The sequence below is a fragment of the Moritella sp. Urea-trap-13 genome (assembly GCF_002836355.1).
In the GTDB taxonomy this organism is placed as follows: Bacteria; Pseudomonadota; Gammaproteobacteria; order Enterobacterales; family Moritellaceae; genus Moritella.
The window spans coordinates 158421-183099 of sequence record NZ_PJCA01000027.1 but is presented as its reverse complement, the minus strand read 5'-3'; the positions used below and the strand labels follow the sequence as shown (position 1 = coordinate 183099).

Genomic DNA, 24679 nt, shown 5'->3' with positions numbered 1-24679 from the left:
AATGATCCAGTTCTTTACCAAGCACCCGACGGCTGCCAATTTAGTCATGGTGATGTTTCTCGCTTTAGGCGCGATCACACTGCCCGATATGAAACGAGAAACCTTTCCCGACTTCTCGGTAACCATAGCGCAAATTACCGTTCCCTACCCTGGCGCCAGTCCAGAGGATGTCGAACAAGCCATTTGTTTGCCGATTGAAGATGCCCTTGATGGTATTAATAATCTTAAAAAACTTACCTGTAGTGCCAGTGAAGGTGTAGCGGTCACGACTGCAGAGATGACTCATGATGGTAATGGCACCACCTTCATTTCGGATATTAAAACCGAAGTGGATGCCATTGACCAGTTCCCAGAAGAAGCAGAAACCACAATCGTAAAACAACTGATGACTTACGATGATGTGGTCAGTCTGGTGATTTACAGTGACATGGAGAAACAAGAACTCAAACTGTATGCCGAAGATGTGAAGCGCCGTCTAAAACGCTTAAAAGGCATAGCTCAAGTTGAAATTAATGGTTTCTCTGATCCGCAACTACGGGTTGAACTGGACTTGTTAGCACTGCGTCAACTCAACGTCTCTGTGCAGGACGTTGCCACTCAGATCGGCAAACAAAATGTGAAGATGCCCAGTGGTAACTTAAATACCCCGAGTAGTACTATTTTACTACGCTTTGATGCCCAGCGTTATACCCCGCGAGAACTCGGTGACATCATCGTTTTGAGCAATGAAGATGGCAGTAAGATCCAGTTAAAAGATATAGCTACTATCACTCAGCGTTTTGAATTAGATGAATCGAAAATAACGGTGAATGGTAAACAAGGCACCATGCTCGATATCAAAAAATCGAAAGCCGATGACTCGCTTGATGTACTTGAAGAAGTGCAGCAATTTATTGAAGATGAAAAGTTAAAAACACCTGATAGTGTGGAGTTCTCACTCACCAAAGACATGGCATCCGTAGCCAAAGATCGTCTCGACCTATTACTATCAAATGGTTGGCAGGGTTTCATTCTGGTGTTCTTGGTGATGTGGTTATTCTTCCCTTGGCGTTATGCAATATGGGTAGCGATGGGATTACCAGTGTCATTTCTGGCCAGCATGTATGTACTGTCGTTGGTGGGCATCAGTTTAAACCTGATGTCGATGGTAGCGCTGTTAGTGGCTATCGGCCTGTTGATGGATGACGCCATCGTATTATCCGAAAGTGTCGCGCATGAATTATCGAAAACGGAAGACAAACTAGCTGGCATAGTCAAAGGCGTCGACCGAGTTAAAAATGGGGTGTTCTCTTCATTTTTAACCACGGTAGCGATCTTTGGTTCACTGGCCTTTCTTGAAGGTGACATGGGTGAAGTGCTGAAAGTGATCCCGATAACCTTAGTGATCACCTTGAGCGTGTCCTTGGTCGAAGCATTTTTAATCTTGCCACATCACTTGTACGCGTCAGTTAAAGACGTCGATGACAGTATTGCGGAAAATAGCTTTAAAGGTCGTTTTAATAAAAAGTTTGAGCACTTTCAATTTAATATTTTACCAAAAATTATTGGCACCGTTGTCGACCGTCGCTATATGGTGACAGCCGGTATTATTGCCTTGTTTATTGGCACTATCTCGCTAGCATCCAGTGGTATGTTGCGCTTTTCAGCCTTTCCCGAAGTCGAAGGGGACTGGGTGCAGATCACCGTACTAATGCCCCCAGGCACTCCGTTAGAGAAAACCGATAAAGTCGTCGCCCGCATTAGCAATGATATAAAGATCACCAGTGCCGAGTTTGGTGAACAGCCCGATGGCGAATCACTGCTAAAATATATCACGGTACAAAGTGGTGAAAACCCTGACGCAGGTGAAACTGGTGAGCATGTCGCGACGATCTTTGTGGATCTACTGACATCAGAAAAACGTAATACCCTGATGGCTGATTATTTAAGCTCATTACAACAGCAAATTGGCACAATTCCTGGGGTAACCAACCTGATTATTCGTGAGCCAGCGATTGGGCCTGCGGGTCGTGCCATTGATATTGAACTCAGCCATCCTGATATTCAAACCTTGAAAGATGCCGGTAATGAATTGAGTAATTATCTGGCGCAATTTAATGGCGTCAGTAACATGATCTCTAATCTACGTGATGGTAAACCAGAATTGCGCATGTCCTTACTGCCCGGCGCGGAAACCTTCGGCGTTACTGGACAAGATATTGCCATGCAACTGCGCGCCGCATTCTTTGGCATTACTGTTGATGAGTTACAGATTGATGGTGAGAATGTGGAATTAGATGTACGACTGGCCGAACGTTATCGTTCCGACCTCGCTTATTATGAAGACTTCCCGTTTACTTTAGCCGATGGTAGTCAAGTACCGCTCGCCAGCATTGTCAGAGTCGAACATGGCCGTGGCGTGAGCCAGCTAAACCGCATAAATAATATTCGTACTATGTCGTTAAAAGGTGATATCGACAAAGAAAAAGCCAATACCGTAGAATTGATGACCCAGATGAGAAAAGACTTTGTACCTATCTTGACCCAGAAATACCCGGGTATTGAAGTACGTCTTGGTGGTGAAGTTGAATCAACCGCTGAAACGGGTAATTCGATGGTGAAGAGTTTCTCGATTGGCTTGTTCGTGGTATTTGCGATATTGAGTTTTCAGTTCCGCAGTTACGTGGAACCAGTGATTGTGATGTTAGCTATTCCGCTCGCGCTTATCGGGGTATTCTGGGGGCATTTCATGTTGGATTATGATCTGACTATGCCATCAATGCTGGGCTTTACTTCATTAGCAGGGATAGTAGTGAATAATTCCATCTTGTTGGTGCAGTTCATCAAAGAAAACTTAGAGAAAAGTAATGATATTCGCCAAGCGGCGATCCATGCGACCACTAACCGTATTCGCGCTATTTTAATCACTACAGCTACAACCGCCGCCGGACTGATGCCGATACTACTGGAGCAAAGTATCCAAGCACAGGTGATTATTCCGCTGGTAGTAGCACTGATCTTTGGTTTACTCGCATCAACTCTGCTAGTCATTCTCATCTTACCGGCCTTTTATGCCATTTTAGATGACTTTGGCTTAACAGAGCGTCACAAAGAAACATAAAAACCAATATGGATAGCCTTACAGTTAATAAGCCTGCACCAAGGCTGATTGGCCGTAAGCCTATCTAATGTCACAGGTGCTCGCACCTTCAGCTTTAGCTAGATTCTGTAGTTTGGCTAACGCGTTCAACTTCTGCTAACGCCTGTTTTGTGGCTACACTCTCTAATCTTTGTGGTCTGGCTACACTCTCTAATCTTTGTGGTCTGGCTAAATAGTAGCCCTGAAAATAATCTGCACCCGATTCTATACAACGCTCAAACACAGCTTTAGTCTCGATACCTTCGGCAATGGTCTTGGCCTTAATTGAATGACCGATACTCACTGCATGATGAAATTTGCTGTACTTAAATGCCGCTAACAAATCGACAATACTTTTATCAATTTTCAAATAATCAGGTTTAATACTTCTTACTCTCGCTTCTGTCGAATAAGCGCTACCATAATCATCTATGGCAACTTCGATGCCAAAGTCGGCTAGTTTCTGTATGCCATTTAATACCGATTCAAGGTTACGTCCTTCAAACTCAATGATTTCATAAACCAACTGCGTCGGTGATACACTGATCTTTTGTAATCCCCTGATTAAGGTATCAACCGCAATTTTATTATTAGACAGAATTTCAAATATAACCGGAGTAACATTAATGAAGAGTTTTTTATCGGAATGGCATGAACAAGAGAAGTTTAACATATGGATAATGGCACAAGTTAACGTTGCAATAGCGCTTGTTTCATCATCATGGCTAATAGACCTAAAGTAATTATGGGGGTTAACCGCAGCGCCATTAGCATCAAAAATTCTGGCTAATGCCTCGACACCGTATATATTATGCTCGCGATCAAAAATGGGTTGAAATACACTGGTAAAAGTTAAGTCTTGGTAGCTGATATAAAAGCCATTCTCAGCGTCTTGCTCAATACGCTCGATGATATTTTGGTGAAGCCTGGCGTAATCTTTCATAAAGTCCATGTACAGTACCGTTATCCCTGTTAGCTATAAACCTAGTTTTCGCGGGGAAACCATAACATGAAAAAAGAGTCTGCCAACTCGACGCTTACATTCTCTTACATTGCAGGTTATTTTCACTTAAAATTATGACGCACTGCACAAACATCTGATTTAATGACTAATTAAAAATATAATGTTAAATAAACATGTGGACATAAAATAGCCAGAAACAAAATGCATCTGGCCTAGGTCTGTATTCATACTATGTTTGCGAAGCGCAGGTTTTTATAGACAGATCATTATGCACAGATTCCGATATTTTCGGTGACATTGTCAAACCAAGCTTGGCCGTCACAATCTAACTCTGCATCAAATTGACGTGCTAGCATTGACTGTACTTTTTTAATTGCATCACTGGCAATAAGTACTTTTTCACCGGCGATATTATCATTCTTCAAAGCAAGCTCGTTGGCATAATCCAACAAGTCTCCAGCTGAGTCTAAGTTAAAAGAAGCAGTGTGTAAGACATCTAAACTTGCTTGGGTGTAGTGACATGCACGTATATAGCTAATCTCTTGCTTTATACGTGAGATAAGAGCCAAGCCGTCTTGCGTTAATATATGAAATTCCACCGTTAGCCTCTCAATTAAATTTAAATCTGCTGGATTATAGTCCTCATCCTCAAAAACCAGAGGTTGAATATAATTAAATTTTAGTTAAAACAATGCAACTGGTCATAAAAAATAACATATGATTACAAATAGAAAGATAGCTGTTCAATTAACAACCTGCCAGTATTTATACAAACATAAATAGCAGTTTATCCATCTTGTCATTATGCGATTTTCCTGATTAAAGTGAAGCATAGAAAGACTGAAAAACCATTCTAAATTAAGCTTTATATTTCTGTAAAACTAAATCCACAATTTGTATGCATTTTCTAATTTAAAACCCTATTCTGGCTCCATCAAATCGAAACGCACCCAGAAAGGATAAGAACCATGACACAATTAAACGTAGTTGATACAGCTAAGAAACTTTGGAGCAGCAAAGACGAAATCGCTAAGAATATTTGGTTAGCAGGTCTTGGTGCATACGGTAAGAGCATTGATGAAGCAAACAAAGTTTCAGACAAATCTTCAACATTATTCGAAGAACTAGTTGCTAAAGGCACTAAGATTGAAGAATCAGCGAAAGAAAAATTGTCTGATAAAAAAATCTCTACAGATGTTTTAGAAACACGTGTAAACCAAGTATTCACTAAAATTTCTGGTGTTGATAGCACTAAAGTTGACGCGCTAAACGCTAAAGTTGACGAATTAACGAAAGCAATTGCTGAACTTAAAAAATAATTGTTTTGAACGTTAAATAGCACTTTATAACGTTGATAGAAATGGTGAGCCTAGGCTCACCATTTCTCGTTTCAGACTCTTTAAAACAAAACAAAGCATAAGTTCACATCATATTTACCATTTTCCACTCAAAAACCAAGCCATAAAGTATATTATCGAGCTGATTGAATATTGACCACAAAGTCAGTTACCTGAAAAAACTTTAATATTACCCTGTTATAACTCTAAATCTCTTCAAAGCCCTATAAGTAGTAGTTCCCCATCACAATACTGACTGTTTACACCTTAGATATAATCCTGTTTTGAATGTTCACTTAGCACAAAAAAATTGACAACCGCGTCAACATCTTTAAGATGCCCCGCAAGCAATGTGACGTTGTATAATTTTGGCAATATGGGCCTTAAGTCTCTACTCTGAAACCGTAAATTTCAGACCTACAATGAAGCAGGATAATTGTACCTTTTTATCGGTATGGTTCCCCTACCCAAGTTTATACTTCGGAATATTGTCATTTAAAATCAACCAACTTAATAGTAATGGATGTTTATTAATGGACAAGTACTTCCTCCTGTCTGCGCGTGGCGCAACTGTAAAAAATGAAATCTACGCCGGTTTAATTACCTTTTTAGCGATGAGTTATATCTTAGCAGTGAATCCGGCAATCTTAGGAAGCATCGACGGGATAGACAAAGGCTCAATTTTTACCGCTACGGCACTGTCTGCAGCTATCGCAACATTCATTATGGGTGCGTTTTCTAAATACCCTATTATGTTAGCGCCGGGCATGTCGATGAATGGCTTCTTTAAAGCTATCTTACTCGGCGGCGGTATCTCGTTACTTTGGCATGAAGCACTGTTTGCTATTTTCCTTTCTGGTTGTCTGTATTTAATTTTAAGCTTAACACCTGCCCGTAAAATCATGATTGAGGCCATTCCAGAAGATTTAAAACTCGGTATTGCCGTTGGTCTAGGCTTGTTTGTTTCGTTTCTGGGTCTCAAAAATGCCGGGATCATCGTCAGCAACCCGTTTATTTTGGTCAGTATGGGCGATGTGTACGACCCGAAAGTATTCATTGCTCTGGTCAGCATCTTTATTGCGATTGGTTGCTTAGTTCGCGACATGAAACTAGCGACGGTTATTTCGTTTATCTCGTCGATTATTTTAAGTTTATTAAGCGATCACTTCTTAGGTAGTAACTTAATAACCATTCCAACCGAAGTGTTTTCAATGCCGCCAAGCTTAGCGCCAACATTCGGTGCTATCTTTGACTTGTCACAACTGACAATGCCAAAACTAACTGATTTAATCTTCTTAGTCATTATCTTCTTTATTGTCGATTTCTTCGATGGGCTAAGTACCATTGTCGGTGTTGGTCGTGATGCTGGTATTATCGGTAAAGACGGTAAAGTACCAAACGCGAAATCAGCATTAATTGCTGACTCAGGTGGTACGATTATAGGGACAATATTAGGCACAACATCGATTACTGCTTACTCTGAATCAGCAGTGGCCTCATCGTTAGGTGCGAAAACGGGTATCAGTGCTATCACGGTTGCCGCGTTGTTCTTAATATCGATGTTCTTATTCCCAGTTTTCTCAATCTTTACCACTGCGATTGTGGCTCCGGCACTGGTTGTTATCGGTATTTACATGATTAAGAACTTGGCTAACGTCAACTGGGATAAGAAAGAATCTGCAATACCGGTATTCTTTATCATGGTATTTAGCTTGTTAACCTTCTCGCCTGCAAACGGCATGGCAATGGGCTTCATCAGCTACTGTTTCGTAATGCTAGTGCAAGGTGATGGCAAAAAAGTACATCCAATTATTTACTCACTAGCACTACTATTTATTGTTTATTTAGCACTTTCATAATTTAGGGACGAACACATGAACTTATTAGAAAAAGCGATTTTAGAGCACGGTAAATCAGTTAACAACGTAGCCCTAGACGCAAGTAGCTTCTTGACTAAGCAAATTGATATTCAAATTTTAGATTGGTGTGCATCGCAATTAGCGATCCACTTTCAAGACGCTAAAATCGACCGTATTTTAACAATCGAAAGCGGCGGTATTGCGATTTCAACATTGGTGGCATTAAAACTAAATGTGCCATTAGTGGTGATGAAGAAAAAGCGCAGCATGTTAGATCCTGAAAATGTACTAACAACCAATGTATTTAGCTTTACGAAAAATTCTTCATATGAATTGAACTGTAATGTTGAACACATTAATGACAATGACCGCATATTATTTGTTGATGATGTATTAGCACACGGTAATGCGGTTGAAGGTACGTTAGCGATCTTAGCGCAAACAAGTGCAACATTAGTTGGCGTGGGTATTTTGTTTGAAAAATCATTCCAAAGTGGCGCGGCAATGCTAGCAGAGAAAGGCATTGATACCTTGTCATTAGCGCGTATCAGTTCACTAGAGAACGGCATTCATTTTTAACTAAATGGCGGTTAACGAGTAGAAAACAAACCAAAGGGGAGAAACAATCACTGTTTCGCCCCTTTTGGGTTTCTATAAAGTGATTTTAATGTGTCTTACTGCATCACTTCATCAAGAATAGCTACTTAACCGATAGCATTAAATCATCAACGATCTGGCTTGGTATCAGCAAACGTAAATCACTCAGACACGTGCTCGCATCTATACCTTGCTGTAATTGTAACTCGCACAAAGCGTACAAATATTTAGGCTGTGGATTAACCTGATAAGCCTGTGATAATAGCTCAACCGCCGCCATAGGCTCTTGTGCTTTAGTAAGTAATGCCAAGGTATAACTTACTTGTGCATCCTGGTTATTTAATTCATGAGCGAGTTTAATATTTGCAATTGCAGCACTGCTATTTTTTTCACGATAGTGCGCTAAACCTAAACTAAAATACAATTCACTGCTGGCAACACCTTGTTGAGTAACCTGAGTTTGCACTACATCTTCTAATAAAATGATTGCTTGCTGGTTTCTGTCAGTGGCTTTTAATAACTCCACATATTCTAAATACATGAAATTATGGTTATTATTCATATTACGATTTAATAGCACAGTAAACACTATCTCAGCTTGCTCATAATCACCACGCACACGGTATAAATAAGCGCGCTGTACCAATGCAGCATCATCATTTGGCAGTGCCAACATATATGCTTCAATTTGTTCACCGAGTACTTGTCGTTGGCCCTCATTCAAAACAGGCCATAAGGTAACAACGGCCAGTGCAGCTTCAAATCGCACGCTTTCTACAGCATCATTCAGTAGCGGCGATATAATGTCCCAACGCGCTGAATGCTGCCAATGTTCGACCGCAAAAATAGCAGCTCGTCGTAATTCAACCGCGTCATCGCGCGTTGCTCGACCAATGGCAATGATAGCATTTTGATCGCTGATATTACCCAATTCCATTGTTGCAGCAACACGCTGCTGGATTGGCGCCTCTTTATTTTGTGAAATTTCAGACAAGGTTACGCTGTTAAATTCTGTCGCGCTGACATTCATAGTTAATAATAATGCGATAAATAAGCTAACAGCCAACTGCACTGCAGCCATAACAACTCGAACAGGCATTTCAATTGTTTTCTTAAAAGCATATTTCATCATGAATCATTCCTTGTTTAACCTATGCTAAATATTTAATAAGCTAAATAGTTAATTTAAGTACGTCAGACTTTATTAATACCTCATGTAATAACAAGATAGTCTCAGTCTCTGGTAAGCCCTTATCTTGCATCCAATGGTAAGTAGCTTGGCTTATTTCCTCTACAGTAAATTTACCGCTTTGATTGCTTTCATCACCTTTAATACTTTCCTGTTCTTTAATAAGGGGTAAATAATCAAGTTTCACTAATAATTCAGCGAGTTCATTCATTGCAGCTGGCTGGATCTCAATGTCTTTCAAATCGGAAGTCCACAGCAGGCTTAATACATCATGATTTGCTTTGGCTTGTTTGTAGCGTGTCATCGCTGTTTTATACGGTGCGTCACATACCGCATCATCAGGCGCCTTTTGACAGATATTAAAATACGTTGCGTACATTTTATATTCTAGTGCCATGGTCGCGAATGATTGGTCGATCAACGGCTGTACGATATCGTCAGGGAAATAGGCAGATCCTTGCTTCGTTTTTTCGGCCATTATGTCTGTAGTTTCTAGTGCCGAATTATCTGTGAACATTGCTGTATTTTGGTCATTATCTTGCACCAATGACGTCGTGTTTGAGCAGCCAACCAACAATAGGCTCGCGGCACTGAATAGCGCTGTAATGAGTATTTTTTTCATTGCGTGTACCTTTATTTAAATTTGATTTTCATGGCGTCGGCGTTAATTTTTTTATGCACCTTATAGCCCATAGTCACTACGATCATCATGATGTATTGGTCGATATGACTGAAGAATTGCTTCCAACCGCCACACAGGTAATTTAAGCCAGATTCACCATCTAAAGTTTTGATAAAACGGTTTTTAGGACATTCACCGAAACACGCAAACTGATATTCACATTCGCGACATTGTTTCGGTAACGTAGCCTCTTTCACACGGCCAAATTGTTCCTGTCCCGCTGAGAATTGCATATCTTCTAGGGTTTTATCTTTGATGTTACCTAGCTTATATTCTGGATAAACATAGTGATCGCATGAGAATACGTCGCCATTGGCTTCTATAGCCAGACCTTTGCCGCACATAGGGGCAAGGGTACATAGTGGATTAACACGTCCCATCCACGCTTCGATGCTTGCTTCAAAATACGGCACATTGATTTGGCCGATATCGTTGTCTAACCATTCATCAAATACCGTGCACAGGAACTTGCCCCATTGCGACGGTGATACACACCAGCTTTCAACCACAGAGTTCGGGTGACTAGGATCCATTTCAGGCATGCCTTGGAATATAACTTCTTCATTTTTCCAATGTTGTGGTGCCGTAGTTTTAAAGCTTTTTGGTTCTACAATCGGGATAAATTGCATTTGCTTTGATTTAACGTCCTCGCGTAAAAAACGATATATTTCCAGTGCGTTATCAGCGGTTAAGTTGTTAACACAAGTCAGCGTGGCAAAATTGATGTTGTATTTATGCAGGATCTTGATGCCCGCAAATGTTTGCTTAAACGTGCCTCGCCCAGCTCGGTTTACGCGGTAAGTATTGTGGAGCATTTCTGGTCCATCAATGCTAATACCTACCATGAAGTTATTCTTTGCTAAAAACTTGCCCCATTCGTCATTAAGTAAAATACCGTTAGTTTGTATGTTGTTTTCGATAGTGACATTCTTTGGTGCGTATTTTTTTTGCAAGCGCACTACGTCACGAAAATAGTTAACACCCAGTAGTGTTGGTTCGCCACCTTGCCAATGGAAAACAATTTCTGAATGATTTTGTTGCTCGATATAAGTGCGGATATAATCTTCTAACATGGCGTCTTTCATGACGGGCTTACAACCGTCTTTATCACCGAGTAATTCATCCTTGCTAAGGTAATAGCAGTATTGGCAATCAATATTACAGGCTGAACCAGTAGGCTTGGTCATGATGTTCATGCGCTTGGTCGGCTGATGCGGGTTATAGCTGTTCACGTCTTTTTGCACTATCAGGTTATCAGTCATGGTGTCTAGATTATTAGTCATGCTATCTCACTTAATTATCGGCGGTATCGTGTGTTGGTAATGGCAAACTCTCCTTAGTTTGTCGTAACGAGCTACCTAAGCAGCTCGTTACTTGTGCATAATCAATTAGTCATGATTATTGGTATTGAGCACGTTCCCAAATTTGCATTTTCTCTACAATCTTATCGATTGAGAATGAACCAGGTACTTGACGTGGTGGGAATTCATTAAAGGTATTTAACCACTGGAAAGTATAACCAGCGCCCATATACATGTACGGTAGGTGTTCAACCATCCAAGTTTCATATGCGCCTGATGTATCAAATGCTTCTTCATACGGGTCTTGACGTAAGTTGAAGATATAAGGCATACGACCTTCAGTCATCGGACAGCGCCATGCTTCAATACCGTGACACTCTTGGTATGAATAAAGGATCTTCCAATCACCTACACGTACACCAGCAACATCACCGCTATCAGTACCATAAACAAAGGCTTTACGTGGCCAATCTTTATTATCATCAGCTGTGGTTGATTTGCCTTCGATAAGTTTTGGCAATAAGTTGTAACCATCTAAATGGACTTTATATTTTTTACCATTCAGCTTAGTGCCTTTTTTCAGGTCAGCCGCGATTGTTGGTTCGCCTGCGGCAGCAAGGAATGTTGTCGCCCAATCATTGTGCGCTGCAATTTCATTAACCACTTGACCCGCAGGGATCTTAGCTGGCCAACGCACCATCGCGGGTACACGGAAACCGCCTTCCCATGTGGTATTCTTCTCGCCTTTAAAGCGTGATGCACCACCATCTGGCCAAGACCATTTCTCAGCACCGTTATCGGTGGTATACAGAACGATGGTATTGTCAGCGATCTTAAGATCATCCAATTTGTCCAGTAACACACCTACCATGTTGTCGTGCTCTACCATACCGTCGCCGTATAAACCGCCACGCTTAGACAGACCTTGGCTTTCTTCTTTTAGATGCGTCCAAACGTGCATGCGTGTCGAGTTGAACCAAACAAAGAAAGGTTTGTTTTCTTTATGTGCACGATCAATGAAATCGATAGCTGAAGCAAGGAACTCTTCATCAACCGTTTCCATACGTTTCTTCGTTAACGAACCAGTATCTTCTGTACGGCCATCAGCATAAGAATGGATAACACCACGCGGGCCAAAACGTTTCTTAAAGCCAGCGCCTTTAGGGTAATCAGCGTGCTCCGGCTCTTCTTCAGCATTAAGGTGATACAAGTTACCAAAGAATTCGTCAAAACCATTAGCAGTCGGTAGCTGTTCAGGGCGGTCGCCTAAATGATTCTTACCAAACTGACCCGTCATGTAACCCTTGTCTTTCAACATGCCAGCAATGGTTGGATCTTCTTGACGCATACCTTGGGTTGACCCAGGCATACCGACTTTTGTTAAACCTGTACGAATTGGATGTTGACCAGTAATAAACGCAGCACGGCCAGCAGTACAAGATTGTTCGCCATAGTAATCGGTAAATAACACGCCTTCACTGGCGATTCGGTCGATATTGGGAGTCCAATGACCTGCTTGTCCATGCGTATAAGCACTGATGTTATCAATACCAATATCATCGCCCCAAATAGCTAAGATATTAGGACGGTTCTCATCGGTGGTCGCAAAACTTGCCGTTGCAGTCGAGGCAAGAACAGCACCTATCGACAATTGCAAAAACGTCTTATTTTTAAACATAATAATGTCCTGTGATTGTTTTACTAAGTTGTGAATAGAATCATCAGGGACTATTCTCCATATGCTAAGGTATTCAGTAAGCAGTAAATTTACTGAATAAAATAGTCAATTGACTTACATCACTGAAATCATAATCCAAGCTCACAAAGTCTGTTTTGCAGTATTTTTACGCTAGTACTTTTATCCTAGTACCTTCACACTCGCGCTTGCGTGTTAAAAATGGAACTAAGAATGCCTGAATCTCCTAATAATGATTTCGAACAACTGCTCATGGCGCAATCGAGCGCGTTAATTTCAAGCTCGCCAAAAGACTTCATTCAACTCTGGCGTCAGATAGCCATGGATGCATTAGATTGGTTTAATATTGATAGGCTTACACTGTTTCCTAACTCGATGATCTTACTTAATGATGGTAAAACCGAGTCGGTCGAAAAAGCCGGTATTCCGCCACTAATTAAACAGCATTTTATTGATGGTAATTATCAGGACTACTTTAAGTTATTAAAAACCAAGCATGATTGGAACAGCTTTACCGCGCAGGAATTACAAAAAGATAAGTGTCTGGTATTAAATAAGTTACACGAGCAAGGTGGACGCTGGCACTGCATTATTCCATTGCAACTGTTTGGACAAAACTGGGGAGCGCTATCTTTCACCCGATTTGGCGATAATGATCAGCCGTTAGGCAATGAGGATTTAAAGCGCCTCAAGCTATTGTGTGAAATGTGGTTATGCTATTGGCAGCATTCAACGCTTGCCCGCAACTTACAGCAAGATATAAATGAAAATGAAAAATTACTACTGCTGAGTAAAAAACAGTGTGCTGTCCTGACGTTATTGGCGCAAGGCTATAGCGCTAAACAGTGTGCAGATAAGTTGTTCTTAAGCTCACGCACTATCGAATCACATAAATATCGTATGCTCGATATTTTGGAATTCGATAAACACACAGAATTAATCCAATTTGCATTACGTAACGGCTTAGGGATCGCCAGCGATTAATACACAACCAGTAATTCTACTGCTTAATCCCGCCTTTATGTCATTTATCATTGCTGCAAAATTATGCTACTACATACACTAAACAGGCTAAGAGAGCAGTCATAGGCAGATAGTGGTAGCAATGATAAATCGATATCCATAACGCTTAATATAGCGCTAGCAAACCTACCGACTACTAAAATCGGTAATCAACACCGACAGAGACTGTGACTTCTTCTGATCTTTCTTCACCATCAGATAAATTACTTTGTTCTGTTTGGAGCTTCATCGCATCGTATTTGACTTCAAGCATGATGTTAATGGTCTTATCGGCGACGTGAGTCTTGATACCTTGTACCCACATAATATTAGCCACTTGCATATCAACGCCTGAATATGATGAACCAAGATTGACATTGAATACAGAGAAGTGAGTCTCGTTCCAAGGGTGTACCGCATACAGGTTTACGGAGCCAAGATGAGCATCATTACCTTTGAGTGTTTGCTGAATATCAGCATCACTTACTGAAAAACCACTCACAGATAATGGTGAACCAGCCATGCTCGAATTAGCGAGTTCGGACAAATCAGCGGTCTTAAAGTCGATATAAGTATAATTTAATGAAGGAAAAAACAATGTGCCATCATCACTTTCTAACGGCAGCATATAACCTGCGGTGTACATACCGGCAGCCTCGTCTAAGCGATAAAGGTCCATGTATGCGCCACCAAATCGGTCGAAATGAGCTGCGCGAACACGGGCATTGTTAGACTGAGTGTAATATTCCGCGAAACCGATTGTTTGCGATATATCACTGGTTAAGCCGCTAGCACCGCCACCAGCAAGTAGCTTTAACTCGCCAGCGTCACTAGCAAATACAGCTGCTCTAAAGTTACTGTTTCTCGGGTCGGCATCATGGTACTCCTGATCATGCTGAGATTCCTGAGACTCATTAGCAAATACACTTGTGCTACATACTGCGCTGATAACACCAGCTGAGATTAAAGATAATAACGTTTTATTCATACCCATGACTTTCTCCAAATAACGATATAACGAGTCGATTAACTTGGTGGGGAATATGAATTAAACAGCCATTTAATTCCACTTATAGCCGCTATTAGCGATGCTAATAAAACCACAAACACCGTAATGGAAAAGACTTATGCATACCACTTATAATGAAAAAATAAACCTGAATTACCTGCGGATATTTAATGCTATTTATCAGGCGAGAAGCACCACCATTGCGGCTAAAAAATTAGGTGTTACTCAATCCGCTGTCAGCCAAACATTAGCAAAGTTGCGGGCATTCACTGGTGACCGTTTATTTTATTCAGCCAACAATGAGTTAGCACCGACACAACGCGCGATCATCATCAATGAAGGCTTGAACGAGAATATTCAGGCTATTGACGATTTATTATTACCAGTGAGTTTTTTTGAGCCTGAGCACTTTCATGGCGAGCTTACGGTAGCTGTATCAAGTGTGTTTTTAGAAAGTTTTGCCACAGAGTTCACTACCTCAGTCATATTTGAATCCTTGCCCAATGCCAAAATAAATGTCACTACGTGGACAGAAAATACCATGAAAGACATAATTGAGGGCCGTGTACATATGGCGATGAATTTCGATCCAATCAGCACACCCAAATCGATACGCTGCATTCCATTAACCCAAAGCCAAGGCATGATCGTGGCCAGAAAAGATCACCCTTGGGTTACAGGCGGTATGCTACAAGCGGAGTTTAATCAATATCCACTGGGCGGCTGTCTATTACCCGATACCCTTGAAAGTGAATCCTTGTTCCAGTCTCGTGATTTTAAGTCATTCGATTTAAAATATCGCTCAGCAAGTATGTCCGTGCTTAACTGCTTGGCCAAGCATTCTGATATTCTAGCGCTCACAGAAACATTATCGGCCTCTGTTTGCGATGACGACATGGTGTGCATCCAACCGCAATGGCTGAACGACAAACTACCGAACAAAATTAATCATGCATTCTATTATCTTGAAAAAAACCACCACGTACCCTTATATAAATTTAGCGCAGACATCATCAAAAAAGTGATCGAAGATAAACTCAATAATGTACTTAGTCGTACCGTAATAGTTAGTTAACATAGTAATTAGAGTGGCTAATTAACATTATAATTTAACCGCAGTGCAGGCGTGTCGAGGTCGTAATAACTGTCTTATTAATACAAACTTGATTAGACTGGAAATGATTCCCTTTTAGCGGCAGGATAGGCATGAAAAAAGATCTCTATAACACATTAGATCTGAATTTATTAAAGGTCTTCCTGATCCTTTCTCAAGAACTCAATATGAGAAAAGCATCTGAACGACTGTTTGTGTCTCAACCTGCGATTAGCCAGTCATTGACCAAATTACGCCATCACTTTAATGATGAATTGTTTGTCAAAGTTCCCACGGGACTCAAAGCAACGCCATTTGCAGAAACGCTAGCGGCATCTATTGCGCCCCACTTAAACGGCTTAGCGAACAGCATTAATCATAGCCTAAAGTTTGACCCTGCAACGCTCAATACATCGCTAAGAATAGCCTTATCACCCGTGGTACTTTCCTGCCTATCAGGTTCGCTTTATCAAGCGCTTAAAGCATCCGCGCCCAATGCCAGTATTGAATTGGTGAGCTGGTCACGGTCGACGCTTGAAGACATTCAGAAAGACGATGTATACCTTGGTATTAATTATGAAATAGCCGCGCCTGCAGAAGTCTATAGTAAAAACTTAGCAGACTTACGCGGCCAAGTGATCGTCAGAGATACCCATCCAATTAAGCGCTCGTTAACCACCCCTGATGATTATGCCGGTTATGAAATTGCCTCGATGATATCTCCCGGTTGGAATGAGAGTTTTAGCCTAGCAGCAGAGACGATGAAAGCCCATGGCTTGAAACATAAGGTCGGATTTCGCTCTGAATTCATAATGGTATTGCTGGATATTATTCAACATACCGACATGTACTTACCCCACACTAACCTATTCCCTATTCAGCAATATCCCAATCTGCGCGCCATGGATGTGGAAATACAAGGTGAAGATTTCTATATTGGTGTCTACAGTTATTGTCATACCAGACACCGTAATAGTGCTCTGTTCAACTGGCTGCACGACTTAATCTCAGGTGTTATTCAAACACAATTACAGCTCAATAATAAGTAATGCTTATCAGCCATATAAGACATAACGTTTAGCCCTGCGCCGGATATTTAAATAGTATTAACGAAAAATTATTACTCTTTCAATACAGGCGCATCCTATGAATAAGACACTTATTCCGTTACTACTGCTCAGTTCAACATCTGTGCTGGCTAATACAGTACATATTTCTCCAGAAATGAAAATTGGCCCCTATGAGGGAACAGGTATTTCTGGTGCGGGCATACAGTTAGGTTTGACTGATACCTTAGGCTTGGATGCCGTCTATTTATCTTACAGCCATACTTCAGCAGAATTTTTATATCTCGATAAAGACAGACTAAAAACATATCGAATCGGGGCACAAAAACAGCTAGTAAATAGACCGAAAATGTCACTACAGCTAGAAGCCGGTTGGGTTGAATATGAGGGTCAGCAAAGACGATTTGCGAGTAATGAGGTAAGATTCGCAGAAGCTACAGGTGTCAGTATCTCGGCTAACTGGGTGATTGCAGTGACGGATAATATTGCCTTCAGAGCGGGGACAGATCTTAACTATATTGATCGAGATAAAACATTTTTACCCTATGACCTTAGCGCAATGTTCTCAACTGGCATTATCTTTAGTTTTTAGTATTCACTCATCATACAAAGACCTGTAGGGACAAATCCCCCTACAGACTTATATTTACGTTGCTATTTATCGTGTTATTTAATAATCGACACACCGTCAACTTGCGCCACAGTGCTCGCTTCAGTACGTTCGATGGTTTTAACCAGCACTGATTGAATTGTTTCGTCTTCGCGCGCATCACTTTTACTTAAAAACTTTTGCGCTTGTGGTGCCGCGCCTTCTTCTAACGTGAATGTCATAACAACTTCTGTCGCAGTATCTGCCGTTGCACCAAAGTACTCTATCGATACCATCGGGTAGCCTTTAAAGCCTTTTTTAACTAACTTTTCGATACGTTTTTTTGCTTTATCTACATTCATTTATCTGAATCCTAAGGGTCATGAAACCTGAACCTATATAGTACAAGATATCTGGTTATTATCTTAATTATATTTCAGCAATTAAACCGTATATATCGATACGCTGTCATACAACTTATTGGCTTCAGTATTAAGCACGTTGGACTGTTCATTAGCATCAATCGAGTTGTCGGATAAAATATCGGACACGCTATTGATGTTATTTACGTTTTCAGAGATCTCACCGGTAACCGCGGTTTGCTGCTCTACGGCCGTGGCTATCTGCGTCGACATGTCAGAAATTTTTTGGATAGACACATTGATGTCATTGAACGATTCAGCGACCAGATCGGACTCCGACACGGTAGACAAGGCTAATTTCTCACTTGATTTCATCAGTACAGTAGCTTTACCAACAATATCTTGCAGTGTTTGAATTGTTTTTTGGATCTCACCCGTAGAGCGATGCGTTTTTTGCGAAAGTGTACGAACTTCATCAGCGACCACAGCAAAACCACGTCCAGCATCCCCCGCTCGGGCAGCTTCGATAGCCGCATTAAGTGCCAATAGGTTAGTCTGGTCTGCTATCGTTTGAATAGCGACAAGGATGCTATTAATTTCCAGTACGTGTGAATTCAACTCTTCGACCACATCAGATGTCTGTTTAATCTCGGTAGATAGATTACCAATCGACTTGATAGAACCAGAAATAATGGCTATACCTTTTTGGGCACTTTCAGAGGATGCTTGCGCAGAACTTGCAGCCTCTTCGGCATTGCGCGCGATTTCAACGGTTGCAGTTGTCATTTCGTTAATAGCCGTGGCGACCATAGAAACTTCAATTTGTTGTTCTTTGATTATGTTACTGTTTTCATGTGATTTTGCTTTGCTTATTTCAGCCATAGATTTAAGCATGGTCGCTTGATGTTTCACTTCTTCGACTAAAGACCGCTGGCTTTCAGCAACATCATTAAAGGCTTGGCTCAACTCTCCTATTTCATCTTCATTATTCGCATCCAAGCGGTGAGTAAGATCACCATCTCCCGCCGCGATTTCTTTTAACGATTTTGTAACTGCAAGTAATGGGTTTAATAATTTTTGAATAAATAAGAACATAAACAAAGATACAATTAAACTGACCCCTAATGCCGCAAATAATTGTATAAAGGCATTATCTCTAATATCTTGGGTGATACTTGCTCTATCAATAACGATAATGGTTCTTAGGTTTGTACCTTTAATTGGCGCAACATATACGGCACTGTCTATGCCATTAATCATGTCATTATAAAGCTTGGGCTGTTCATTATTTAAATATTTATTATCTAAAGAAATATCCGTTAATCTCTTATTAATTAGCGCTGTATTTACATCTGCAAAAATTTCACCTTTATTAGACACAACAAATATTTTTCCATTTCCAGGAATAAGTGTTTGCGCTAAATTAGAAATTAAAATATCAATTTTAACATCCGCACCAATCACCATATAAGAATTATAAAATGTCATTGCCCGACTCATAGAAACGACTCTATCTCCAGTTGCAGCAGCAACCGTAGGGTTATCCATAAAAATATCATCCATCGAGGCATTTTTATACCAGCCCCATTCTCTTGGATCATCATTCCCTTCAGGAAGTTCTACATCATCGGCGTTCTTTTGTTGGCCATCAGGATAAGCAAAAAAAACATTTTCAAAACTACCCGCATTTTTAATTATTTTTAAGGTATTTCGAATCATCATTAAAGGCGTTTTTTCAGGCATGCTATTCAAGGTATCTGATTTAGAACTTAACCAATCAGTTAAAGATTTATTATATGAATGTGCGGTATTTTCGATTCTTGATAAAGTCTCATTTTCGATTCTATTTTTAGAAGATAAATAGCTAGTTGCTCCAACGGCTCCAGCACCAATAAAAACAGCAATAGATGCGGTTAATACCAATCGAGCTTTCAAGGTTATCTTATTCATTTTCATTTTACGTTCCAAATTATAAGGCAAAAAGAAATACCACATCTGTTATTAATTAACAGTCATCATGACTCTATAAATAGTTGCGTGTATCAGCATGATACTCAGAACGAAAATATTACCTTAGATTTGTTTCATGTAATGAAAACGAGTGTTTAGTTGTGACTGTCACCTAACAATGTAGGGCTCTTTTCTTTCGTTTGTTAATTAAAACGAAAGTTGTATGGGTCATAATAACGCCCCACAACAATTTAAAAATACGATAATGCTCAGATCAGATAAAGTCTATGCGTGATATATAAGGGTTGCTATTGGTCAGTGCTTGCGGGGATATTTGCTTGGTTAATACTGCCGATATGCGCATATAGGCAGTATTCATTTATCGTGTTTAAGACGAGCAGCTTAGCACCATATTACGTCCCCACTCCGGCGGTAACGCGGCTAATTTTTCAAACTCAGGATGTTCGGCAAAGGGGCTGGCTAATACTTCCCGTAATTGATTTACCAAGCTGTAGTCATAAGCCGTTGCTTGCTCAATCGCTTGCTGCGCTAAATAATTACGTAAAATATACTTAGGGTTCACAGCATCCATTGCAACTTTACGCTCATCATCAACGCTTGATTCAAGCGTCAAGCGTTGCTGATATTGTAGCGCCCAAGTATCAAACGCATCACGGTCGATAAACTGATCACGAATAGCGCTATTCATCACAGTTTCAGTACGCTCAAAACTGCTATCCAAAGTGCTTTCGAAAACGCTTAACGAACGGAAGAAATAGGTGTAATCAACACTGCTACTCGCTAATATTTCTAACAGGTTTTTAATCAACTCACCATCGCCATCCTGCACTTGCTGTAAACCCAATTTAGCACGCATTAATTGACGTAACTTAGCCAAGAAAATATCATCATAGGTTTGCAGCGTGGCATTTAACGGTTCAACATCCATGAACGGCGTTAACGAACGGCCTAACGCCATTAAGTTCCAGTAACCGACTTGTGGTTGCTGATTAAAGGCGTAACGACCCGAGTAGTCGGTGTGGTTACAAACATAAGCGGGATCGAAGTTATCCTGAAACGCAAACGGACCATAATCAAAAGTTTGTCCCAAAATAGACATGTTATCGGTATTCATCACCCCGTGCACAAAACCAACCGCTTGCCAATGTGCCATTAACTCTGCGGTGGTGGACACGACTTGCTTATAAAATGCCAAATAAGGCACTTCAGCAGTTAAGGCATCAGGAAAATGTTGCGTTAAGGTGTAATCCAGCATCAACTTTAAATCGTCTAAACGCTGAGTATAATAAAAGTGCTCGAAGTGACCAAAACGCACATGCGACTCGGCAACACGCACCACCATAGCGGCTTGTTCAACTTGCTCACGCATTACCGCATCGCTACCAACAACAATACTTAACGCTTGTGTGGTGGGAATGCCTAATCCTTGCATCGCCGCACTACATAAGTACTCACGAATACTTGAACGTAATACCGCGCGACCATCACCTTGACGGCTATAAGGGGTTTTACCCGCGCCTTTTAAATGCAGATCCCACGTTGGGCTCTTGCTACTATTTCCGCGACTATCACTGCCTTTAACTTGCGCTAACAGCAAGCCACGACCATCACCTAAATCAGGATTGTAGTGACCAAACTGATGGCCCGTGTATTTCATTGCCAGTGGTTCAAAACCGCTGGGTAGATAATTACCCGAACATAACTGCAATAACGCATCACTGCCTACGACCGCATCATCAAGTCCGAGTAAAGCCAGTACTTGTGGATTTAAGCTGACCATTTTCGGATCACTTATGCCATTCGGTACTTGCTTGTTATAAAAATGCGCGGGTAATCTTGCATAATGATTATCACAGTTCAGTGCATCAACACTGCTTAGCGGATTATTATTTTTCATCAAATGCCATCGAAATAGAGTTAATACAAAAACGCTGACCAGTCTCTGTTGGTCCATCAGGGAATACATGTCCTAAATGCGCGTCACAGTTACTGCATGTCACTTCAATGCGTTGCATGGCTAAGCTGTTATCTTCGATATATACCACGGCGCCGTCTTTGATTTCTTTATCAAAACTTGGCCAACCGCAACCGGCATTAAACTTACTATCGCTGGTAAATAATTCGCTACCACAGCACTTACACTTGTATACGCCCACATCATTATTATTCAGCAAGGTGCCGGTATACGGATGTTCAGTACCTTTTTTACGGCATACGTAAAACTCTTCATCGGTTAATTCTGCTTGCCATTCGGCATCTGTTTTAGTCATGTCTTTTTTCATAAGGTCTTTGTCCATACTATTTTTATCCATAATGTGCTTTTCCTCACGGTTAATGAGTTGATTGTAAGCGGCCGTACAACGTTTGATAAAGCCCTTCAACCTGTAATAATTCATGATGTTGTCCTGACTGGCTAATTTCGCCATCATCGAGCACATAGATCAAGTCAGCCTGTTTAATGGCGCTGAGTCTATGAGCAATAATTAATGTTGTTCTGTCTTGTAAAAACTCGCTCAAGTTATGGTGTAAGCGACTTTCGGTTTTGGTATCTAATGCCGATGTCGCTTCATCAAATACCACCATTTGAGGTTTACTTAATACCATTCTGGCAATCGCTAAACGCTGGCGTTGACCACCAGAAAGACGTACGCCATTACGGCCAACTAAGGTATCTAAGCCATGCCCCAATTGCTCAATGGTGTCTGCCATTTCGGCGACTTGCAGTGCTTTCCACAGTTCATCATCGTTAAATTGATGACCCATAGATAAATTCTCACGAATAGAAGTATTAAACAAGATAGGTTGCTGTAATACCGTGGCAATGTTCTCACGTACTTTATCATAACCAATCTGGTTTAGCGGCACGTCGTTAATTAAGATCTCGCCTTGCTGTTTCTCGTATAAACCCAACAGCAATTGCACCAGCGTTGATTTACCACCGCCACTGACAGCCACAATAGCGACTTTTTTGCCTTTCGGGATCACCAAGTTTACATTGCGGATCACCTGATTTTCAGCGTTGTAAGCAAAGCACACATCTTTAAATTCGACGCTAACACCTTCTTTACCGGCAAACGGATCAATCACGCACGGGTACTGTGGCTCTTGAGTTAACTCAAATACACTGTTTAAACGTTTCAATGCCGCCGAGGCCGCAAAGTAAGTATATTGAATACTCAATAATTCTTGTACTGGCCCCATCATGAACCATAGGTAACCAAATACAGCGAAGATCTGACCTATGGTTAAATCAGCGAACACCACCATTAACATAGCAATGGCACGGAACACTTCAAAACCAATCAAGAAGATAGTAAAGCTTAAACGGTTAACCGCATCGGTTTTCCACTGCGATTGGATCGCGCTGTGACGTAGCTCGCTGGCGGCATCGACAACACGGCTAAAGTATTGCTTCTCACGTTGTGCAGTACGTAACTGTTGGATCGCATCTAAGGTATCAATGAGTGCTTCTTGGAAGGCTTCAAAGGCGGCATTCTCACGAGTTTTTAAGTTTTTAACCCGCTTACCAAATGAGCGAGAAAAATAGATCACCGCCGGATTCAACAGCAAAATGATTAAACCCAGTTGCCAATCAATCCATAACAAGATCGCAGCCGTACCGAGTATGGTAAGCATACTAACGAGGAACTTAGATAAGGTTTCAGCAAGGAATTTATCGATGGTTTCAACATCGGTAATACAACGAGAGCTGATAGCCCCAGAGCCTTGAGTTTCATATTCCGTTAATGACACCAACGGCAAATGCTGCATCAATTGGTTACGAATATAAAAGCTAAGATTCTTACCGATAATGGTAAATTGTCGCGCTTGCCAAACCGATAACACTAAACTTGAGAGACGTAGACACACCACCAAACCAAGGATAGCTAAGACATATAACTGTGGCCCCCACCATGACTCAGGAAACAGGTTTTGCATCGTTTGTACTGCAGTGCCGGGTTTCTCTAGCAACACCTCATCCACCAACAACGGCATCATCAAAGGAATTGGTACACTGACCAAAGTGGCAAATACCGCTATAATATGTGCGCTGATTAAGGGTTTCTTTTGGCGTAATACCCGCGCACGGATCAACTTCCAGCTGATTCGATTACCTGGCTTTTGTTGCGACGTATTTTGTAGAGAGGTCGGTTGATTGCCTTGTTGGCCTTCTTGCTGTGATTGAGAAGTTGTTTTTATCATAATGTCTATAAAACCCACGTCACCCTTAAGTTATTACGAATGATTATCAATTGCAGATTATGCCGTAGATTCACTCGCAACAACAGCTTTAATGCCTGCACTGTGCAGCTTAATGCAGATATCACCTTGTTTAAAAGCGATAGTCGGATTGGCTAATTGCTCACCTTCCACGTGTGGAGCTGAACGCTTAACTTGAATGCTGCTGTCATTCGTTAGCACTGTATCAATATTAGGACTAATCAAACGCAATGCGTGATCTAACTCATCCATACCCGTGGCATTACCAGGTAGTACAAGCTCAATATGTTCCCAACCTTGTTGTGGGTAGTGCTTCCCTGGTAGCGGCAGTTCAACACAATCAATTTGCCAATTACCTAAGGTTAATGGCTCAGCTAATACAATAATATAAATGGCACGACCGTTGACGATACTGTCAGAAATAACCTCACCACGTTGTTTGAATTCGACCAATAACGACTCAGCAAGGGCAATATCATTGACGCGTAATGCCACATGGTCGCACCATAGTGCCTGCGTCTTGGAGGCTGATTGTTCGAGCAATCCCAGTTGCTGTGCAAAGGCGAGAATGGCGTTAGAGAATGCAGGCCACTGCTGGATTAGATGTTGATATTGCATGGTA

Annotated in this window: 21 protein-coding genes and 1 riboswitch; of the genes, 8 read left to right on the top strand and 13 right to left on the bottom strand. The window is 41.1% G+C overall.

Features of this window, described 5'->3' with window-relative positions; translation table 11 throughout:
• Position 1: 1 nt before the first annotated feature.
• Positions 2–3100 (top strand): efflux RND transporter permease subunit, encoded by a 3099-nt coding sequence (locus CXF93_RS03725; protein WP_101061101.1) that lies wholly within the window; start codon positions 2–4, stop codon positions 3098–3100.
• Between the two features lie 94 nt (positions 3101–3194).
• On the opposite strand, the gene CXF93_RS03720 is transcribed toward CXF93_RS03725, so the two are convergent.
• Positions 3195–4070: an EAL domain-containing protein gene (locus CXF93_RS03720; protein ID WP_101061100.1), complete on the bottom strand. Its 876-nt coding sequence runs from the start codon at positions 4068–4070 to the stop codon at positions 3195–3197.
• A 278-nt stretch (positions 4071–4348) separates the two neighbouring features.
• On the bottom strand, positions 4349–4681 hold the full coding sequence (locus CXF93_RS03715; RefSeq protein ID WP_101061099.1) for a hypothetical protein: 333 nt from the start codon (positions 4679–4681) through the stop codon (positions 4349–4351).
• Positions 4682–5050: 369 nt separating this feature from the next.
• Between CXF93_RS03715 and CXF93_RS03710 the strand changes: the two genes are divergently transcribed.
• The 3 genes from CXF93_RS03710 to CXF93_RS03700 all read left to right on the top strand — a co-directional run bounded on the left by CXF93_RS03710 (position 5051) and on the right by CXF93_RS03700 (position 7857).
• Positions 5051–5401, top strand: coding sequence for a phasin family protein (locus CXF93_RS03710; protein WP_101061098.1), 351 nt, complete (start codon positions 5051–5053; stop codon positions 5399–5401).
• 356 nt (positions 5402–5757) lie between these two features.
• Positions 5758–5859: riboswitch (purine riboswitch) on the top strand.
• A 93-nt stretch (positions 5860–5952) separates the two neighbouring features.
• A complete protein-coding gene (locus CXF93_RS03705) occupies positions 5953–7278 on the top strand; it encodes an NCS2 family permease (protein ID WP_101061097.1) in 1326 nt (441 codons plus the stop codon).
• A gap of 15 nt (positions 7279–7293) precedes the next feature.
• Positions 7294–7857, top strand: a complete 564-nt coding sequence (locus CXF93_RS03700) for a xanthine phosphoribosyltransferase (protein WP_101061096.1) — start codon at positions 7294–7296, stop codon at positions 7855–7857.
• 121 nt (positions 7858–7978) lie between these two features.
• On the opposite strand, the gene CXF93_RS03695 is transcribed toward CXF93_RS03700, so the two are convergent.
• The 4 genes from CXF93_RS03695 to CXF93_RS03680 form a co-directional block, all read right to left on the bottom strand.
• On the bottom strand, positions 7979–9007 hold the full coding sequence (locus CXF93_RS03695; RefSeq protein WP_101061095.1) for a hypothetical protein: 1029 nt from the start codon (positions 9005–9007) through the stop codon (positions 7979–7981).
• A 40-nt stretch (positions 9008–9047) separates the two neighbouring features.
• On the bottom strand, positions 9048–9686 hold the full coding sequence (locus tag CXF93_RS03690) for a hypothetical protein (RefSeq protein ID WP_101061094.1): 639 nt from the start codon (positions 9684–9686) through the stop codon (positions 9048–9050).
• Positions 9687–9697: 11 nt separating this feature from the next.
• Positions 9698–11029 carry an anaerobic sulfatase maturase gene (locus tag CXF93_RS03685; RefSeq protein WP_101061093.1) on the bottom strand — a complete coding sequence of 444 codons (1332 nt, stop codon included), beginning with the start codon at positions 11027–11029 and terminating at the stop codon, positions 9698–9700.
• A 115-nt stretch (positions 11030–11144) separates the two neighbouring features.
• The gene (locus CXF93_RS03680) at positions 11145–12725 is read right to left on the bottom strand and encodes an arylsulfatase (RefSeq protein WP_101061092.1); all 1581 of its coding nucleotides are present in this window, start codon (positions 12723–12725) and stop codon (positions 11145–11147) included.
• A gap of 231 nt (positions 12726–12956) precedes the next feature.
• On the opposite strand from CXF93_RS03680, the gene CXF93_RS03675 reads away from it, so the two are divergent.
• Positions 12957–13727 carry a response regulator transcription factor gene (locus CXF93_RS03675; protein ID WP_101061091.1) on the top strand — a complete coding sequence of 257 codons (771 nt, stop codon included), beginning with the start codon at positions 12957–12959 and terminating at the stop codon, positions 13725–13727.
• Positions 13728–13902: 175 nt separating this feature from the next.
• Here CXF93_RS03675 and CXF93_RS03670 read toward each other — a convergent pair whose 3' ends face one another.
• Complete coding sequence (locus CXF93_RS03670; protein ID WP_101061090.1) at positions 13903–14739, bottom strand: hypothetical protein; 837 nt, start codon at positions 14737–14739, stop codon at positions 13903–13905.
• A 133-nt stretch (positions 14740–14872) separates the two neighbouring features.
• On the opposite strand from CXF93_RS03670, the gene CXF93_RS03665 reads away from it, so the two are divergent.
• From CXF93_RS03665 to CXF93_RS03655, 3 genes are all read left to right on the top strand, one after another.
• Complete coding sequence (locus tag CXF93_RS03665; RefSeq protein ID WP_101061089.1) at positions 14873–15829, top strand: LysR family transcriptional regulator; 957 nt, start codon at positions 14873–14875, stop codon at positions 15827–15829.
• A 131-nt stretch (positions 15830–15960) separates the two neighbouring features.
• Complete coding sequence (locus tag CXF93_RS03660; RefSeq protein ID WP_101061088.1) at positions 15961–16896, top strand: LysR family transcriptional regulator; 936 nt, start codon at positions 15961–15963, stop codon at positions 16894–16896.
• A gap of 97 nt (positions 16897–16993) precedes the next feature.
• Positions 16994–17506 (top strand): hypothetical protein, encoded by a 513-nt coding sequence (locus CXF93_RS03655; protein WP_101061087.1) that lies wholly within the window; start codon positions 16994–16996, stop codon positions 17504–17506.
• A 74-nt stretch (positions 17507–17580) separates the two neighbouring features.
• On the opposite strand, the gene CXF93_RS03650 is transcribed toward CXF93_RS03655, so the two are convergent.
• The 6 genes from CXF93_RS03650 to CXF93_RS03625 form a co-directional block, all read right to left on the bottom strand.
• Positions 17581–17865 (bottom strand): hypothetical protein, encoded by a 285-nt coding sequence (locus tag CXF93_RS03650; protein ID WP_101061086.1) that lies wholly within the window; start codon positions 17863–17865, stop codon positions 17581–17583.
• Positions 17866–17946: 81 nt separating this feature from the next.
• A complete protein-coding gene (locus CXF93_RS03645) occupies positions 17947–19821 on the bottom strand; it encodes a methyl-accepting chemotaxis protein (RefSeq protein WP_232784095.1) in 1875 nt (624 codons plus the stop codon).
• Positions 19822–20203: 382 nt separating this feature from the next.
• Entirely contained in the window at positions 20204–21733 is a 1530-nt protein-coding gene (locus CXF93_RS03640) for a YdiU family protein (RefSeq protein ID WP_101061085.1), read from the bottom strand.
• Positions 21723–22133, bottom strand: coding sequence for a peptide-methionine (R)-S-oxide reductase MsrB (gene msrB, locus CXF93_RS03635; protein WP_101061512.1), 411 nt, complete (start codon positions 22131–22133; stop codon positions 21723–21725). Before msrB ends, CXF93_RS03640 begins: the two co-directional genes overlap by 11 nt.
• Positions 22134–22167: 34 nt before the next feature.
• Complete coding sequence (locus CXF93_RS03630; RefSeq protein ID WP_101061084.1) at positions 22168–24039, bottom strand: ABC transporter ATP-binding protein; 1872 nt, start codon at positions 24037–24039, stop codon at positions 22168–22170.
• Between the two features lie 57 nt (positions 24040–24096).
• A complete protein-coding gene (locus CXF93_RS03625; protein ID WP_101061083.1) occupies positions 24097–24675 on the bottom strand; it encodes a VOC family protein in 579 nt (192 codons plus the stop codon).
• Positions 24676–24679: the final 4 nt, after the last annotated feature.

Excerpts from the sequence above, each read along its gene's own strand:
- CXF93_RS03625 (WP_101061083.1), bottom strand. The coding sequence starts at position 24,675 with ATGCAATATCAACATCTAATCCAGCAGTGGCCTGCATTCTCTAACGCC.
- CXF93_RS03655 (WP_101061087.1), top strand. The coding sequence starts at position 16,994 with ATGAATAAGACACTTATTCCGTTACTACTGCTCAGTTCAACATCTGTG.
- CXF93_RS03650 (WP_101061086.1), bottom strand. The coding sequence starts at position 17,865 with ATGAATGTAGATAAAGCAAAAAAACGTATCGAAAAGTTAGTTAAAAAA.
- CXF93_RS03660 (WP_101061088.1), top strand. The coding sequence starts at position 15,961 with ATGAAAAAAGATCTCTATAACACATTAGATCTGAATTTATTAAAGGTC.
- CXF93_RS03685 (WP_101061093.1), bottom strand. The coding sequence starts at position 11,029 with ATGACTAATAATCTAGACACCATGACTGATAACCTGATAGTGCAAAAA.
- CXF93_RS03630 (WP_101061084.1), bottom strand. The coding sequence starts at position 24,039 with ATGATAAAAACAACTTCTCAATCACAGCAAGAAGGCCAACAAGGCAAT.
- CXF93_RS03710 (WP_101061098.1), top strand. The coding sequence starts at position 5,051 with ATGACACAATTAAACGTAGTTGATACAGCTAAGAAACTTTGGAGCAGC.
- CXF93_RS03705 (WP_101061097.1), top strand. The coding sequence starts at position 5,953 with ATGGACAAGTACTTCCTCCTGTCTGCGCGTGGCGCAACTGTAAAAAAT.
- CXF93_RS03695 (WP_101061095.1), bottom strand. The coding sequence starts at position 9,007 with ATGATGAAATATGCTTTTAAGAAAACAATTGAAATGCCTGTTCGAGTT.
- CXF93_RS03645 (WP_232784095.1), bottom strand. The coding sequence starts at position 19,821 with ATGAAAATGAATAAGATAACCTTGAAAGCTCGATTGGTATTAACCGCA.
- CXF93_RS03690 (WP_101061094.1), bottom strand. The coding sequence starts at position 9,686 with ATGAAAAAAATACTCATTACAGCGCTATTCAGTGCCGCGAGCCTATTG.
- CXF93_RS03665 (WP_101061089.1), top strand. The coding sequence starts at position 14,873 with ATGCATACCACTTATAATGAAAAAATAAACCTGAATTACCTGCGGATA.
- CXF93_RS03720 (WP_101061100.1), bottom strand. The coding sequence starts at position 4,070 with ATGGACTTTATGAAAGATTACGCCAGGCTTCACCAAAATATCATCGAG.
- CXF93_RS03670 (WP_101061090.1), bottom strand. The coding sequence starts at position 14,739 with ATGGGTATGAATAAAACGTTATTATCTTTAATCTCAGCTGGTGTTATC.
- CXF93_RS03640 (WP_101061085.1), bottom strand. The coding sequence starts at position 21,733 with ATGAAAAATAATAATCCGCTAAGCAGTGTTGATGCACTGAACTGTGAT.
- CXF93_RS03675 (WP_101061091.1), top strand. The coding sequence starts at position 12,957 with ATGCCTGAATCTCCTAATAATGATTTCGAACAACTGCTCATGGCGCAA.
- CXF93_RS03725 (WP_101061101.1), top strand. The coding sequence starts at position 2 with ATGATCCAGTTCTTTACCAAGCACCCGACGGCTGCCAATTTAGTCATG.
- CXF93_RS03700 (WP_101061096.1), top strand. The coding sequence starts at position 7,294 with ATGAACTTATTAGAAAAAGCGATTTTAGAGCACGGTAAATCAGTTAAC.
- msrB (WP_101061512.1), bottom strand. The coding sequence starts at position 22,133 with ATGGACAAAGACCTTATGAAAAAAGACATGACTAAAACAGATGCCGAA.
- CXF93_RS03680 (WP_101061092.1), bottom strand. The coding sequence starts at position 12,725 with ATGTTTAAAAATAAGACGTTTTTGCAATTGTCGATAGGTGCTGTTCTT.